We start from the raw sequence: 15,190 nt of genomic DNA on the forward strand, positions 1-15,190 counted from the left end.
GGAGCCCTGCGACTTTCGGTACGCGCGGAATCCAGCGGCTACTTCACCGAGTCACCGAACACGAGATGGAAACCCGGGAGCGCGGGGCGGTTGTGGTTCTTGGCGAAGGTCGCCCTTGCCCTCTCGGCCACCGGCGAGACCTGGACCTCGATCTCGGGGAATTCCTGCTCCGACGTCGTGCGTGCAGCGATGTCCGCCATGCTTGCCTCCAAAACGAGGTTGTTGGCATTTCCTGGCGGGAACTGTAGACCGCGCCAGGAACATCGCGTCCCTGACACATGTCAGGGTGCGGAACGCCCTCTCAAAAGCGGGCTTGTCGGCACCGAGATCGGCGACCCCTCATCCTTTCGGAGAGCCCTGACCGCTGAATCCGGATTCATGTTTCCCGTCGGGCCGATGGGGACGGCGTTCCGGAAGCCGTGTGATCGCGGCGCTCACGGCCAGCCCGAGCGTGACACCGACGGCGGAGCCGACGCTCTGCGCCCAGGCGTCGTCGAGGGAGCCGGGCAGGACGGCTCGTGTGAGCCGGCCGGCAACCGTCAGGACGGTCACCCCGGCCAGTGCGGCCGTCCAGCGGTACCGCACCCCGTCGATGATGTCGCCGTAGAAGAGGAGCAGCAGCGCCATGCCGAACTCGTCGTCCCAGCCGATCGCGGTGAGCCCGGCCCCGAGGGCGAGCGCCAACAGCCAGAGCCCCACCAACTGCCGGACGAACGTGGCCGGCTGCTGTCCCGCACCACGCGGGGGCCGGAGGAACCGTGTGATGTGCTGGACGATCGCGTACTTCTGCATGACTCGTGTCCCGATCCCCCGGGGTGGCCGACTTCTGCCGGCGCTCAGTACTAGGACTCTCGGGAGCAGGATGCGGTTGTGGTGGGGCGGGTGGGAAGAAGTTCGCCCACGAGCGCGGCGACCTGTTCCGTCTCAAGGAGGAAACCGTCGTGGCCGTGCGGCGACTCGATCACCCGCAGAGCGTCCGACGTGGTGATGCCCGCCGCCAGTTCCGCCTGCTGGGACGGCGGGTAGAGGCGGTCGGAGTCGACCGCGGCCACCAGGGTCCTGGCGGTCACCCGGCTCAGGGCGGCGCGCAGCCCGCCGCGACCGCGGCCGATGTCGTGGCTGTTCATCGCCTCGCACAGGACGACGTAACTGCCCGCGTCGAAGCGGCGGACCAGCTTGGCCGCGTGATGGTCGAGGTAGGACCCGACCTGGTACCGGCCGCCGCGCCACGGGTCCTCCGTGTCCTGGGGGCGGCGGCCGAAGCGGACCTGGAGTTCCGGCTCGCTGCGATACGTGACATGGGCGAGCCGTCGGGCCAGGCCGAGCCCGGCGAGGGGACCGCGGCCGGTGCCGTGGTAGTTGCCGTCGTGCCAGTGCGGGTCGGAGCGGATGGCGTGCAGCTGGATGTCGGCCCAGGCGATCTGCTCGGCACTCGCCGAGGCCGCCGTGGCGAGCAGCAGGAGCGCGTCCGTCCGTTCGGGATGCGACACCGCCCATTCCAGCGCGCGCATCCCGCCCATCGACCCGCCGACCACCAGGGCCCAGCGGTCGATGCCCAGCGCATCGGCCACACCGGTTTCGGCCGCGACCTGGTCACGCTGTGTCAGAAAGGGGAAGGTGCCGCCCCAGCGCCGACCGGAGGGGCCCGGGGAGGACGGTCCGGTGCTGCCCTGGCAGCCGCCGAGCACGTTCGGCGCCACCACGAACCAACGGTCCGTGTCGAGCGCTCGCCCCGGGCCGATGAGCGCGTCCCACCAGCCGGGAGTGGGATGGCCGGGCTCGGCGTGCCCGGCCGCATGGCTGTCGCCGGTGAGAGCGTGCAGCACCAGCACCGCGTTGGACCGGTCGGGCGCGAGCTGCCCCCAGGTCTCGAACGCGAGCTGGACACCGGGCAGTTCACCGCCGGCCTCCAATGCGAGCGGATCCGCCCGCAGATACCACCGCCGGCGCCCGGGCGGGTCCCCCTCCCGCCAGCCACCGGAGGCCGGCGGGAGAGGGACCTGGGACGGCGTCAGCACGCCGCTCAGGACGCGCCCTTGGCCGCACGGAACCCGGCCTCCAGGTCGGCCTTGAGGTCGGCGAGATTCTCGATACCGACCGACAGACGCACCAGACCGGGGGAGGTGCCGGTGGCCGTCAGCTGTTCCTCGTCGAGCTGGCTGTGGGTGGTGGACGCCGGGTGGATGATGAGGCTGCGCACGTCGCCGATGTTGGCGAGATGGCTGAACAACTCGACCGCGTCCACGAAGCGTTTGCCCGCCTCGACGCCGTCCCGCAGTTCGAAGGAGACCACCGCACCGGCGCCGCGCGGCAGATACGTCCGCCCCGCCTCGTACCAGTGGCTGGACTCCAGCCCCGGATAGTGGACGGCGGCGACCTCGTCGCGCTGCTCCAGCCACTCGGCCAGGGCCTGGGCGTTGGCGGAGTGCCGTTCGATGCGCAGGCTCAGCGTCTCCACGCCCTGCAAGAGCAGGAAGGAGGAGTGCGGGGAGAGTGCGGGCCCGAGGTCACGCAGCAGTTGCACGCGCAGCTTGACGGCGAAGGCCCCCGGACCGAGGGCCGGCCAGTACTGCAGGCCGTGGTAGCTGGGGTCCGGCTCGGTGAAGTCGGGGAACCGCTCCGTGTGCGCGCCGAAGTCGAAGGTGCCGCCGTCGACGACGACCCCCGCGATGGTGGTGCCGTGCCCGCCCAGGAACTTGGTCGCCGAGTGCACCACGATGTCCGCGCCGTGTTCGATGGGTCGCAGCAGATAGGGAGTCGGCACCGTGTTGTCCACGATCAGCGGGACTCCCGCCCCGTGTGCCACGTCGGCGACCGCGCGCACGTCCAGTACGTTGCCGCGCGGATTTCCCAGCGTCTCGGCGAACAGTGCCTTCGTGTTCGGCCGGATCTCCCGCCGCCAGGCCTCGAAGTCGTCGGGGTCGTCCACGAAGGACACCCCGATGCCCAGCTTCGGGAGGGTGTGCCGGAAGAGGTTATAGGTGCCGCCGTAGAGGGAGGAGGAGGCGACGATGTGGTCGCCGGAGCTCGCCAGCGTGAGGATGGCCAGGGTCTCCGCCGCCTGCCCGGAGGACAGTGCCACGGCCGCAACTCCGCCTTCCAGAGCGGCGATGCGCTGTTCGAAGACGTCCTGGGTGGGGTTGTGGATGCGGGTGTAGATGTTTCCGGGCTCGGCCAGCGAGAACAGGTCGGCGGCGTGCTGTGTGTCGCGGAAGACGAAGGACGTCGTCTGGTAGATCGGTGTCGCCCGGGCGCCGGTCGTCGGGTCGGGTGCAGCTCCCGCGTGAATCTGCTTCGTCTCGAAGGACCACGCCGAGGCGTCGGGCCCGGCGGGTTCGTTCTCGGGGGTGTGACCGGCGGTGACGGAGTCGATGGGCTGGCTCATGGTGCTCCCTTGTGAGGGTACGGCGGCGCACGAATGCGCTGAGGGGAAGGCGAAAGGGCCGCAGGCCGCGAGCACATGCCCGGATACGGGCAGCAGTCAGCGCGGCGCGGTGCGGTGGTGTGGGAAAGGGCTGGTCGGACGCCGGAGGACGGAGTCAGCTCACGGCGGAACAGCCCGTGGTGGTGACACGCACGTAGTCGACGTGGCGGCGGGTCACGAGCACGGTCATGCAGCCAGGTAACCACACCACGGGCTGCGAGCACCAGCACGGCAGGGGTCTCTCACGGGTCAGGACGCGTGGTGGACGCACCTTCCCGCGTGTGCTTTGATCCGGCCATGGAGACCACTGGCCAGGCGCACCCGGTGCTGCTCGACCCGTTCTGGGTGAGCCGCCGCGCCGACCGGTTCGACCAGGTCTGTTGCTCTTGCGCACCCACCGCAACGGCACCCCGCCGTGCGAACACCTCGGCCTGACGGGGCCGCCCCGGCACCGGTGATGCTTCCGGGGCAGGACCGTGCGGCACGGCGGGTGCTGTGGGTGTGCATGGCCGCGGGCGCGACCACCCTGCTGGACCAGGCAGTTCTGAACATCGCCGTGCCGAGCATGCGTCAGTCGCTCGACGCGTCCGCGGCCGACGTCCAGTGGATCGTGGCCGGTTACTCGCTGACGTTCGGACTGGCGCTCGTTCCCGGGGGCAGTCTCGGTGACCTGTACGGACGTAAACGTCTCTTCCTCGCGGGGATGGCCGTCTTTCTCCTCGCCGGAGTGACGGCGGCGACCGGCGGGGGACCCGGGACCCTGATCGGCGCCCGGCTGGTGCAGGGCGCCGCGGCCGGACTCGTCAACTCCCAGGTGATCGGCACCATTCAGGACGTCTTCCACGGTCAGGCCCGCGGGCGTGCCTTGGGCCTGTACGCGGTCACCGCCGGCGTCGCCGCGGCACTCGGCCCGCCGCTCGGCGGTGCGCTCGTCGCCGGCCTCGGCGCCGGGGCGGGCTGGCGGTCCTGCCTCCTGCTGAGCGCCCCCTGCGCGGTGGCCACCCTGGTCCTCGCGGCTCGCGGGCTGCCCCCGCCCCGGCGCACCGCCCACGACTCCCGACTGGACGTCCTCGGCCTCGTACTGGCCTGTGGGTGCACGCTGACGCTCATGGTGCCCTTCATCCGCACGCCGGACAGCGGGGGAGGGGCGCTCCTGTGGACGGCCTTGCTGTGTGCCCTGGCCGTCCTCTTCGTCCAGCACCAGCGCGTACGTGTTCGCCGTGGCCGTCAGCCGCTGGTACATCCGGCGCTGACGTCCTCGAAGCCGTACGTGCTGGGCACGGCCGTCGCGATGGCCCAGTTCGGCTCCTCGCTGGCCGCCTCTCTCGTGCTCACGGTCTTCCTGCAGGACGGGCTCGGCCTGTCCGCTCTCCTCACGGCGGCGGTCACACTCCCCTCGGCCGTGGCCATGGGCGTCTCCTCGGCGCTCGCCTGGCGTCTGGTACGGCGGATCGGACCACGCACGGTGACCGTCGGCCTCGCTCTGGGGATCGCCGCCACGCTGACCGGGGCCGCGGTCGCGCTCCTCGTACCGATGGCGGTACTCCCCATGGCACTCGCGGGAACGCAACTGCTGGCCGGCACCGCTTCGGGGCTCGCTGTCTCGCCCAACCAGACCCAGGTGCTTCAGCACGCCCCCGCAGAGGCCGCGGGTGTGGGCGGCGGCATCCTGCAGATGGCTCAACGCATCGCGGCGGCCGTCTGCCTCAGCGCCGGCTCGGCGGTCTACCTGCACGCCACGCCCGGTCCGGCAGGGGGCGACCACGCCCGGGCGGGCTACGCGCTCGCCTCCTGCGTCTGCGCCTGCCTGCTCGGTGCGGCTCTGGTGCTGTCACTGCTGCGCCGCATCGGTACACGCACCCGCCCGTCGGTACCCACGTCGGCCGGACTCGGCGCAGGGCGCGGAGCCGGGCGCCGATGGTGAGGCGGGTCGCGATGCGAGGCGGTTCGTTGAAGTGGGTCGCGATGCGGGGCGGTTCGTGGGGTGGGGCGGTTCGTGGCGTGAGGGGGGTCGCGTCGCCGCCGTATGCATGTACATCTAGTGGTCTTGACACGTTCCGGGGCCGAAGACGTAGGTTCAAGTGACCGATTCCGAACGGGGGGAGGCACCGATGCGCACACGCCGTGTGGCACCGGACGCTGCCTCCACGGGGACGCGGCTGATCACCCGACGGCACGTGGACTACTGCCGCACCGCCTCCGCCGCCTGTCCTTCCGCACGTATCTGACCCCTGTCGGCCCGTCGGACCGACAGGCTCCTCGTGCTCTTCGGAAGGAACACCATGTCCGGCCCCGCCCTGCGGCTCGCCGTGGAACTCGACGGTGACGGCGCGCATCCCGCGGCCTGGCGCCGCGCCGCCCATTCGCCCGATCACCTGCTGACGCCCCGCCGGGTCTCCCGAGTCGCCGCCGCCGCGGAGAACGCCGGGTTCACCCTGATCACCCTGGAGGACGGCACCCTCCCGCCCGGCGCCACGCCCGATGTGGTCGGCCGTATCGGCGCGGTGGAGCGGGCCGCGTTCGTCGCGGCCTCGACGAGTGTCATCGGTATCGCGCCCGTCGTCCCGGTGACGTACGCCGAACCCTTCCACGTCTCCAGCCAGTTGGCGTCACTCGACCACATCTCGACCGGGCGTGCCGGATGGGTGGTGAGCGAGGAGACACGTCCGGAGGCGGCCCGGCTCTGGGGCCGCCGGCTCGTCGACGGCGCCGCCGCCCGGGCCCGTGAGTCCCGCGACGGCGTCGAGGTCGTCCGCGCCCTGTGGGACTCGTGGGAGGACGACGCGGTCATCCGTTCCGTGGCCACCAGCCGCTACCTGGACCGGGAACGGCTGCACTATGTCGACTTCACGGGCGACACCTACGCCGTGAAGGGCCCGGCGATCGTGCCGCGCCCGCCGCAGGGGCAACTCGTCGTCCTCGGCCGCCCCGACCTCGTACCGGCCGGGTACCTCGACGTAGGCCTCGTCGCGGGACGCGACCTCGCAGCGCTCGAAGCTGCCGCGGCCACCGCCGGAACGCCGCGGACCTTCGCCGAGGTCGAAGTCGCCCTCGACACCCCGGTCGCCACGGCCGAGGAGCGGCTCGCCGACCTTGAGCGCCACGCGCCCTGGACCGACAGCGGACGGCTGCGCCATGTCGGTTCCGCCGCCGAACTCGCCACCCTGCTGCAGCGGTTGAGGGGCGTCGTGGACGGCGTGCGCCTGCACCCGCTCGTCATCGACGAGGACCTGAACGTGCTGTCCGGACTGGTGCTGCCCCACCTCTTCGAGCGGCGTCACGCCGTGCGCCCGCTGCCCGGCGCGTCCCTGCGGACCCAACTGGGACTGGAACGCCCCGCCAACCGCTACACAACCCCGGCGACCCCGGCCCGGGAGGAGACCCGATGACCCGCACGGACCCCCTCGACGTTCCCCGGCCCGACGCTCAGCTCCACCTCGGCGTCTTCTTCCAGGGCGTCAACCACTGGACCATCTGGTCCGACCAGGCCAGCGGTTCCCAGATCGACCCCGCCAGCTACCGGCGCGTCGCCCGAAGTGCCGAACGGGGCCTGTTCGACGCGTTCTTCCTGGGGGAGGGGCTGCGGCTGCGCGAGGTCGACGGCCGCATCCACGACCTGGACATCGCTGGACGACCGGACGCCCTCACCCAGCTTGCCGCGCTGGCCGCCGTCACCGAGCGGATCGGCCTCGTGAGCACGTCCAACACCACGTTCAACGAGCCCGCCGACCTCGCCCGCCGCCTCTCCGGCCTCGACCTGCTCTCCGAAGGGCGCGCCGGCTGGAACGTGGTGACCACCGACAACGCCTGGACCGGCGCCAACTTCCGGCGCGGCGGCTACCTCGACCACGCCGACCGCTACCGGCGCGCCGAGGAGTTCCTGACCGTGGCCCGGGCCATCTGGGACGGCTGGGACGACCGGGCCGTCTCCGGCTCCTCCGGCGCTCCCGTCTGGGCGGCCCCCGGCGGCGTACGCCACGTCCACCACCAGGGCACCCAGTTCGACGTCAGTCTCGTCCCCACACTGCCGAGGAGCAGCCAGGGGCACCCCGTGATCTTCCAGGCCGGGGATTCCGGTGAGGGGCGCGACTTCGCCGCCCGCAACGCCGACGTCATCTTCTCCGCGCACGGCAACGACTTCGACGACGCGCTCGCTTTCGCCGACGACCTCCGGCGCCGTCTGCGTGCCGTCGGCCGGCCCGACGACGACCTGCGCATTCTCCCGGGTACGGAGATCATCATCGGGGCCACCGAGGAGGAGGCGCTGGAGAAGAAGCGGTGGATCCGGTTGCAACAGGTCACTCCGGCGACGGCCTTGGGCATCGCCGGGCTCCTGTGGGGGCTGGACCTCTCCGACCGCGACGCCGACGGGGCGTTGCCCGCGGAGGACCCGGTCGTCGCGGAGAACGACGGCTCCTTCGGCGCCCGGCGCGTCGCCGATCCGCGCGCGGTGGTCGCCGAGTGGCGCGAGAAGGCGGACGCGCACGGCTGGTCGCTGCGTGAGACCGTCATCGCGCTCGGCCCCCAGCGCGGTCACGTCGGTACTCCGGCCGGCCTCGCCGACAAGTTCGCCCACTACGTCCGCCACGGTGCCGTCGACGGCTTCAACATCACGCCGTACCTGATCCCCGACGGTTTGGACGACATCGTCGACCTGCTCGTCCCCGCACTGCAGGAGCGTGGTGTCTACCGCACCGAGTACACAGGCACGACCCTGCGCGACCATCTCGGCCTGCGGGAACCTCTCACCCACCGCTCCTCGACCGGCCGACGGCAGGCCGGGTGACCTGCCGGCGCACCGCGTTTCCTCCTCATCAGAACGCGTAGGGCCCGAACCGGCCCCACGCCACTGTCGCGGCCAGGACCAGAAGTACTCCGCTCGGTACCAGCGCGTGGAACTCTCGGCGTCGCAGGTGCATCGCCACGGCGCCGGTCATCACCAGGGCCAGTCCGGTCGCGGCGAGCGGGACGAGGACCGGTGAGATGCCGGCCATGGCGGGCAGGACCACGCCGATCGCGCCGACCACCTCCACCACGCCGATCGCGTGGGGAGCCCAGCGCGGTGCGTCCTCGGCCCAGTCCTGGGCGGCGACGTACTTCTCGTGCGACAGCACCAGCTTGAACAGGCCGGAAAAGAGGAAAGCCGCGGCGAGCAGTGCGGCGACGACCCACAGAACAAGGTTCATGATTTCCCATACGGAGAAGGAACAGACGGAGAAGGGATGTGCACGACCAGGGGGTGGCCGGACGTCACGCGAGGAACGCGGTGACCGTCTTGCTGAACCAGACGGGGTCTTCCTCCGCGACGAAGTGTCCGGTCGGGGCGACGGTGCCCCGGACGTTGCCGGCGTGAGGCGCCAGGGCCTGCGCGGTGGTGGTTCCGGACCGGGCGGAGCCGATGGCGAGGACGGGCATGGGCAGTTTCCGCTCGGCGAGCAGAGCGCGGTTCTCCCGGCCGTCCTCCAGGAGTGTGCGGTAGTGCTCGAAGCCGCCGCGCAGCCGCTCGCGCCCGGTGTACGCCCGGGCGTAGGTGGCCAGGTCGTGATCGTCGAAGGTGCCGGGGCTGGACATGGCGGTGAAGGTGGCGGTGAAGAACTCCAGTTCGTGACCGTCGAAGAGCATCTCGGGAATGTGGGGGGTCATGAAGAGGCCGAAGTGCCACATGCCGCCCTCGGCGACGTTCATCGCCTCTTCCAGGCCGAGGCCGGGCAGCAGGGAGTCGACCAGGATCAGATGGGAGACGTCCTCGGGGTGGGCGGCGGCCCAGGCGAAGGCGACCATGGAGCCGATGTCGTGGCCGGCCACGGCCACGGGGCCGGTGAGATGCAGGGCGGTGAGGATGCCGCGTAGGTCGTCGGCCTGGTGGGTCTTGGCGTAGCCGCCCTCGGGCCGGTCGCTGTCGCCGGTACCGCGCAGGTCGGGTACGACGAGGGTGTGGTCGCGGGCGAGGTCCGGCATGACGCGGGCCCAGGCGCGGGAGGTCTGGGGCCAGCCGTGGAGCAGGACCAGGACGGGGCCGTTGCCGCCGACCGCGACCGACAGGCGGGTGCCGTTGGTGTCGATCCGCTGCACGGCGAAGCCGTCGGGAAGCCAGTCGCCAGTGCTCATGGCAGCACCTTTCATCGAAGGAAAAGGGACAGAGGGAGAAAACGAGGAAGGGCTAGAGAGACAAAGGGCCGACGGGCGTCTGAGGGAGGGCCAGCCGGCGCAGGCGCTCCTCGCCGATCGTGGTGAGCATGTCGGTGTGCCGGGGCTGCCAGCCCAGATCCCGCTGTGCGCGGACAGCGCGGATGCGGGCGGAGACGGCCATGACGAGGGCGCCGAACTCGCCCCACACACCGGTGGCCTCCTCGGGCGTGAGGCTGTGTGCCGTGACACCGAGGTCGGCGGCGACGCATTCGGCGATCCAGCGGTTGGGAATCTCTCCGGCCACCGCGTGGTACAGCCCGCCGTGCCGGCCCTTCTCCAGGGCGAGGGAGAACAGGCGGGTCACGTCGTCGATGTGGACGTGACTGTAGGTGTTCAGCCCTTCCCCGACGTAGCAGGCTGCCCCGGTCGCGGCCACCGACCGGTAGACCATCGACACATGACCGTGGTCGCCGGGACCCCAGATCAGACCGGGCCGGACGACCATCGGGCGCAGCCCGTTCCCCGCAGCGGCGATGACAGTGTCCTCGGCGGCCTTGCGATAGGCGGCCAGGGGTTCGGGCGTGAACGGATCGTCCTCAGCGAAGACGTCAGGACTCCAGGCGCCGGCGGTGCGCTGCGCCAGCACTCCGTTGCCGGACAGGAGAACGAGCGTCCGGTGCGTGCCGGTCAGGGCCCGGACGAGGTCCTGAACGGTCGCGGTCTCCTGCTCGGGTCCGGCCTGGGCGGCGTAGACGACCGCGTCGGCAGTCCGGGCCGCTGTCATGACGGCGCCACGGTGCTCGTCCAGGTCGCCGGTCACGGGTGTGATGCCCTGGGAGTCGAGGTCGGCGGCAGCGCTTCCGGTGCGGGCCAGGCCGGTGACCGCGTGGCCTTCCGCGGACAGGTGCCGGGCCAGGGCGCCGCCGACGAAGCCGGTGGCGCCGATGACGAAGATGTTCATGACGAGGTTCCTCAGGAGGGCAGGGCGCTGAGCTCGCCGCCGTCGGCGAACAGCACGGCGCCGTTGACGTAGGAGCTGGCGTCACTGACCAGGAAGGACACGATGTCGGCGATCTCGCGGGGATCCCCGGCGCGGCCGCGGGCGTTGGTCCTGTCCAGCACCGCGATGTGGTCGCCGAGCATGGCCTTGGTGCCCTCGGTGCGCACGGGACCGGGGGAGACGGTGTTGACGCGCACGCCCGAGGGGCCGAACTCGGTTGCCCAGTAACGGGTGAGGACCTCCGCGCCGGCCTTGGAAGCGCCGTAGGCGGCGCCGACGGGGGCGGGCATGCGGGCCGCACTGGAGCCGACGATCACGATCGACCCCCGACCACGCGCGGCCATGCCCGGTGCCAACGCGCCGACCAGCAGGAACGGGGCGCGCGTGTTGACCGCGACCTGCCGGTCGAAGCTCGCGGCATCGCTCACAGCGGTCGGAGCGAACTCGTACAGCCCCGCGCTGTTGACCAGGATGTCCACAGCCCCGGCAGCGGCGGCCAGGCGCAGCGTGCTGTCGGCGTCACTGAGGTCGGCGGGAAGGAAACGAGCGCTGCCGCCCCCGGCCTCGATCTCCTTGACCAGAGCCTCACCACGCCTCTGATCGCGACCGTGCAGGACGACGTCTGCGCCCTGCGCGGCGAGGTTCCGCGCGATGGCGCTGCCGATGCCGGACGTCGCTCCGGTGACGAGTGCGATACGGCCCTGCAAAGCGGTGTCGGCGCTCATGGTGATCTTCCTTGCCGTGGTGCTCTCAGCGCACGGCACGGATGACGGCCCGGCGCTCTTCCGCAATCCACTATGCCTACAAGATGTTCTGTTCGCAAGAACATCTGTTGGTGAGCGCATGCGGTACGATGTGCGGGTGAGCGCATCCACGTCCGAGAACAAGAAGCCGCGTGCCGATCCGGAATCCCTGGCGCTGGACACCGACCTGGGCTGGGCGATCCGCATGGTGTCCGCGGCGTTCCGCCGCGTCGCCACCGACTCCGTCGCGGGCCTGCCCGGCGGAGCCCGCGGCTACCTGGTCCTGGTGGCACTGGCCGGCGGCAGCGAGCCGCCCTCCCAGCTCGCCCTCGCCAAAGAAGTCAGTCTCGATCGCACCGTGATGACCTACCTCCTCGACGACCTCGAAGCCCACGGCCTGGTGACCCGCAAGCCGGACCCACGGGACCGGCGCGCCCGCCAAGTGCTCATCACCGACACCGGACGCGCCCGCCTCACCGAAGTACGGCACAGCCTCGGTGCCGCCGAAGCACGCCTGCTGACCGACCTCGGGCCCAAGGACACCGAGCAGCTGCGGACACTGCTCGCGCGCGTCGCACAGACCGCGCAGCGCGAGGTCATCGCGCCCGACGACGCAGCCTGCTAGCCCCACGCAGCGCCCTGTGGCGCAAGGACCGGGCAGCGGACCGAGCGCGGCGTCATGCCGAACCTGCGTGGGTCTCTCGCGTCGGAGACAGGTGCCGCCGGTTCAGAGATAGCTGATCCCGGTCAGTTCTTCGGCCGCCGCCCAGAGCTGCTTGCCCACGGCGGGGTCGGCCGCCTCTCGGCTGAGCCGGGCGTCGGTGACCCGGCCCCTCGTCTCCCACAGCTTGGACGGTCCGAAGAACCGGCCGCCCCGCAGGCCGGGTTCGGTCGCGGCGCGCAACTGCGGCAGCGCACCCTGCTCCACGGACTGGGTGGCCAGAAGGCCGACCCACGCGATCAGCTGTCCGAACCGGCCACGGTGCTCCCAAGCACGCGGAGTCAGATTGGTGCGGGTGAGACCGGGGTGGGCCAGCGTGCTGACGACCGGCGATCCGGCAGCGCGCAGGCGGCGGTCCAGTTCCACCCCGAAGACCGTCGTCGCGAGCTTGGACCGGCCGTAGGCGGGAGAGGCCCGGTAGTCACGCTCGAACATCAGGTCGTCGAAGTCGAGGTGCGCGTTCTTGTGGGTGATCGAACTGAGGCTGACCACCCGGGGTTCCCGCGCCGCGGCCAGCTTGTCGAGCAGCAGACCGGTCAGCGCGAAGTGGCCCAGCATGTTGGTGCCGAGCTGCAGCTCGAAGCCGTCGGCGGAGGTGCGGCGCGGGCCGAGCAACACCACGCCCGCGTTGTTGACCAGCAGGTCGACGGCCGGGTGGTCGGCGGCCAGCCCCGCGGCGAACGCCCGAACCGAATCCAGGGAGGCCAGGTCCAGCTCGCGTACCTCGACGTCCCCGCCGATCCGGCGGGCGGCCTCCTCGCCGGCGACGGTGTTGCGGACGGCGAGTACGACGTGGGCGCCGTGGCGTGCCAGTTCGGTGGCGGTGACCAGGCCCAGGCCCGAGTTCGCGCCGGTGACGACGGCGATCCGGCCGTGCTGGTCGGGAATGCGGTCGGCGGTCCATGCGGTCATCCGCTGCTCCTGAGGGTGTCGGTGCGGTACACCGGCGACGCTAGGAGCAGTGCGCACGGGATCGGTCGTTCTCCGTTGCCTAGGTCTGCGGGACCTACCTTGCCCGCCCGGCGACGCGGCACACTGGAGACATGAGCCATCCTTACGCTCGTGAGCTGGGAGATTTCCTGCGCGCCCGGCGCGGCAGGCTGCGTCCGCACGACGTCGGTCTGGAACCCGGCGGCCGGCGCAAGGTCACCGGGCTACGGCGCGAGGAACTGGCCCTCCTGGCCGGGCTGAGCACCGACTACTACCAGCGGATGGAGCAGGGCCGGGAGGTACGCCCGTCCGACGACGTCCTGGACGCGCTCGCCCACGCACTGGGACTGGACGACGAGGAGCGCAGGCACCTGTTCACCCTGGCCCATGCCGCCCGCCGCCCTCTGCCCGCCCGGACGCACCACGGTCCGGAAAAGGTGCCGGACAGCACCCGGCGACTGCTGCAGGTGATGGACACTCCGGCGCTCGTACTCGGCCGGCATCTCGACCTGCTCGCCTGGAACCCGATGGCGGAGGCGCTCCTCGGCAGCCCGGACGACCAACCGTCCGACCGGCTCAACATGCTCCTGCTGATGTTCGACGACACGCTGACCGGCGAGCGGAGCTGCCCGGACTGGGAGCGGCAGGCCCTGGACTACATCGGCATGATGCGCGCCGCCGTCGCCACCGACCCCACCCATCCGCGCGCCACCGCCATCGTGGGCGAACTGAGCATCCGCAGCGCCGAGTTCCGGCGGTTGTGGGCCCGGCACGACGTACGGGCGTCGGTCAGCGGCTCCAAGACCTTCCGGGTCCCCGAGGTCGGTGACATCGTCCTGGACTGGGACACCTATCCGCTGCCCGGCAGACCGGGCCCGTTCATCCTGGCCTTCACCACCGAACCGGGCAGCCCCGACGCGGAACGACTCCAGCTCCTGGCGTCCCTGCACGCGACCCGCTCGGCGCGCGCCGACAAGCACTCCGTCTAGGCTCTGTCGCATCACGAGGACAAACCGACAGCGCGGGCGCTTCGACGTCGTCGGAGCACGGCTCCGCGATCGAGGTCCAAGAATTTGGGAGTCACTGAAATCTGTTGTCGGGCTGCCGGAACCGCGGAAAGACTGGCAGCCAGTCGTGACGGCCTGACGGGAACGCCGACTCAGGCCCGCCGCAGGCCGCCGCACCTCACCGGCCGATCATCGAGGAGTCCACATGCGTCTGCGCAAGCGCGCGGTAGCCGCCGTGTTCGTGACCACCGCAGCCTTCACCGCCCTGGCCCCCCAGGCCACGGCTGCCCCCATGCCCTGGGAGACCAGCAAGACCCCCACGACCACCATCCATCACGCTCCCGCCACGCCGGCCGACGGCAGCGGCACGCTCACCGTGCTGTGCGGACCGCCCTGCTACCAGTAGGCGCCGCCGCCCACCGGCGAGCAAGCTCTTGTCCTGTGCGTTGCGCACAAGCTTCGAGGGCCCAGTCCGGAGATCCGTCGAGCCGTGGGCCCGGGGGCAGACGTACTGGTCGTCGGCGCAAGCGTCCCTGACGACGCGTTTCGAGGCGCGACTGCTGATGCCTGCCCTGGTGTTCATCGCTCACGCCCCCGGCTTCGGACGTGCGTCGCCGACCCGTGCTCCCTGGGCAGCGCCATCTGCGGCCTTGTCCTCGCCGGGGGAACCGGCCCCGGCCGCCTCTTCCCCGACGACAGCGCCTCCACCACCGCGGCCCTGGTTCGGCATCGGTGCCAGGGCGATCGCGACGCTGACAAGCCTCGCTCTCCCCCGCAGACGCTGGTCCGAGACCACCCCGTAACCCAGAGGCACTCATCCCCGCACCGACCTCCAATACAGGCATCTCCAGACCGACATCACTACACTGACAGCCCAACACTGGAGGTTCCATGCCCAAGGGCTACTGGGTCAGCGCCTACCGCACCGTTTTTGACCCTGAGAAGCTGGCTGCTTACGGCAAGCTGGCCGCTGCGGCCGTCGAGGCCGGGGGCGGACGGCCCCTCGTGCGTGGCGGTCGGGTCGTGGCGCATGACGCCGGAATCGCCGAGCGCACCGTCCTGATCGAGTTCGACAGCTTCGAGCAGGCCGTCGCGGTCCACGAGAGTGCGGCCTACCAGGAGGCGCTGGTCGCCCTGTCCGACGGTGTCGAGCGCGACTTCCGGATCGTCGAAGGCATCGACTGACGGAGGGCCGGGCGGACCGAGGCCGGGTGCACTGGTGACGCCCCTGTCTCT

Annotated in this window: 16 protein-coding genes; 7 read left to right on the plus strand and 9 right to left on the minus strand. The window is 71.2% G+C overall.

Features of this window, described 5'->3' with window-relative positions; translation table 11 throughout:
* Positions 1-38 precede the first annotated feature (38 nt).
* The 4 genes from ACFWGJ_RS30915 to ACFWGJ_RS30930 form a co-directional block, all read right to left on the minus strand.
* A complete protein-coding gene (locus ACFWGJ_RS30915) occupies positions 39-200 on the minus strand; it encodes a hypothetical protein (RefSeq protein WP_387331289.1) in 162 nt (53 codons plus the stop codon).
* Positions 201-339: 139 nt separating this feature from the next.
* The gene (locus ACFWGJ_RS30920) at positions 340-792 is read right to left on the minus strand and encodes a hypothetical protein (protein ID WP_387331290.1); all 453 of its coding nucleotides are present in this window, start codon (positions 790-792) and stop codon (positions 340-342) included.
* Between the two features lie 50 nt (positions 793-842).
* Positions 843-2,018, minus strand: a complete 1,176-nt coding sequence (locus tag ACFWGJ_RS30925; protein ID WP_387331292.1) for a homoserine O-acetyltransferase — start codon at positions 2,016-2,018, stop codon at positions 843-845.
* Positions 2,019-2,023: 5 nt separating this feature from the next.
* A complete protein-coding gene (locus ACFWGJ_RS30930; RefSeq protein ID WP_387331294.1) occupies positions 2,024-3,385 on the minus strand; it encodes a bifunctional o-acetylhomoserine/o-acetylserine sulfhydrylase in 1,362 nt (453 codons plus the stop codon).
* Positions 3,386-3,881: 496 nt separating this feature from the next.
* Here ACFWGJ_RS30930 and ACFWGJ_RS30935 point away from each other — a divergent pair, with 496 nt between their 5' ends.
* The 3 genes from ACFWGJ_RS30935 to ACFWGJ_RS30945 all read left to right on the plus strand — a co-directional run bounded on the left by ACFWGJ_RS30935 (position 3,882) and on the right by ACFWGJ_RS30945 (position 8,210).
* Complete coding sequence (locus tag ACFWGJ_RS30935) at positions 3,882-5,348, plus strand: MFS transporter (protein ID WP_387331296.1); 1,467 nt, start codon at positions 3,882-3,884, stop codon at positions 5,346-5,348.
* A 358-nt stretch (positions 5,349-5,706) separates the two neighbouring features.
* Positions 5,707-6,813 (plus strand): LLM class flavin-dependent oxidoreductase, encoded by a 1,107-nt coding sequence (locus ACFWGJ_RS30940; protein ID WP_387331298.1) that lies wholly within the window; start codon positions 5,707-5,709, stop codon positions 6,811-6,813.
* Positions 6,810-8,210 (plus strand): NtaA/DmoA family FMN-dependent monooxygenase, encoded by a 1,401-nt coding sequence (locus tag ACFWGJ_RS30945; protein WP_387331300.1) that lies wholly within the window; start codon positions 6,810-6,812, stop codon positions 8,208-8,210. The genes ACFWGJ_RS30940 and ACFWGJ_RS30945 overlap by 4 nt, the downstream gene beginning before the upstream one ends.
* Positions 8,211-8,238: 28 nt before the next feature.
* Here the strand turns inward: ACFWGJ_RS30945 and ACFWGJ_RS30950 are convergent, their stop codons facing one another.
* From ACFWGJ_RS30950 to ACFWGJ_RS30965, 4 genes are all read right to left on the minus strand, one after another.
* Positions 8,239-8,610 carry a DoxX family protein gene (locus tag ACFWGJ_RS30950; RefSeq protein WP_387331302.1) on the minus strand — a complete coding sequence of 124 codons (372 nt, stop codon included), beginning with the start codon at positions 8,608-8,610 and terminating at the stop codon, positions 8,239-8,241.
* 64 nt (positions 8,611-8,674) lie between these two features.
* On the minus strand, positions 8,675-9,532 hold the full coding sequence (locus ACFWGJ_RS30955; RefSeq protein ID WP_387331304.1) for an alpha/beta fold hydrolase: 858 nt from the start codon (positions 9,530-9,532) through the stop codon (positions 8,675-8,677).
* Positions 9,533-9,584: 52 nt separating this feature from the next.
* The gene (locus ACFWGJ_RS30960) at positions 9,585-10,514 is read right to left on the minus strand and encodes an NAD-dependent epimerase/dehydratase family protein (protein WP_387331306.1); all 930 of its coding nucleotides are present in this window, start codon (positions 10,512-10,514) and stop codon (positions 9,585-9,587) included.
* An 11-nt stretch (positions 10,515-10,525) separates the two neighbouring features.
* Complete coding sequence (locus ACFWGJ_RS30965) at positions 10,526-11,278, minus strand: SDR family NAD(P)-dependent oxidoreductase (protein WP_387331308.1); 753 nt, start codon at positions 11,276-11,278, stop codon at positions 10,526-10,528.
* Between the two features lie 136 nt (positions 11,279-11,414).
* On the opposite strand from ACFWGJ_RS30965, the gene ACFWGJ_RS30970 reads away from it, so the two are divergent.
* Complete coding sequence (locus tag ACFWGJ_RS30970; RefSeq protein ID WP_387331310.1) at positions 11,415-11,921, plus strand: MarR family winged helix-turn-helix transcriptional regulator; 507 nt, start codon at positions 11,415-11,417, stop codon at positions 11,919-11,921.
* A 102-nt stretch (positions 11,922-12,023) separates the two neighbouring features.
* Here ACFWGJ_RS30970 and ACFWGJ_RS30975 read toward each other — a convergent pair whose 3' ends face one another.
* Positions 12,024-12,929, minus strand: a complete 906-nt coding sequence (locus ACFWGJ_RS30975; protein WP_387331312.1) for an oxidoreductase — start codon at positions 12,927-12,929, stop codon at positions 12,024-12,026.
* 131 nt (positions 12,930-13,060) lie between these two features.
* On the opposite strand from ACFWGJ_RS30975, the gene ACFWGJ_RS30980 reads away from it, so the two are divergent.
* The 3 genes from ACFWGJ_RS30980 to ACFWGJ_RS30990 all read left to right on the plus strand — a co-directional run bounded on the left by ACFWGJ_RS30980 (position 13,061) and on the right by ACFWGJ_RS30990 (position 15,139).
* Positions 13,061-13,936: a helix-turn-helix transcriptional regulator gene (locus ACFWGJ_RS30980; protein ID WP_387331314.1), complete on the plus strand. Its 876-nt coding sequence runs from the start codon at positions 13,061-13,063 to the stop codon at positions 13,934-13,936.
* A gap of 223 nt (positions 13,937-14,159) precedes the next feature.
* A complete protein-coding gene (locus ACFWGJ_RS30985; protein ID WP_387331316.1) occupies positions 14,160-14,360 on the plus strand; it encodes a hypothetical protein in 201 nt (66 codons plus the stop codon).
* Between the two features lie 485 nt (positions 14,361-14,845).
* Positions 14,846-15,139 (plus strand): DUF1330 domain-containing protein, encoded by a 294-nt coding sequence (locus ACFWGJ_RS30990; RefSeq protein ID WP_387331317.1) that lies wholly within the window; start codon positions 14,846-14,848, stop codon positions 15,137-15,139.
* Positions 15,140-15,190 lie beyond the last annotated feature (51 nt).

Origin of the sequence: Streptomyces sp. NPDC060205 (assembly GCF_042728395.1) — a bacterium.
GTDB lineage: Bacteria > Actinomycetota > Actinomycetes > Streptomycetales > Streptomycetaceae > Streptomyces.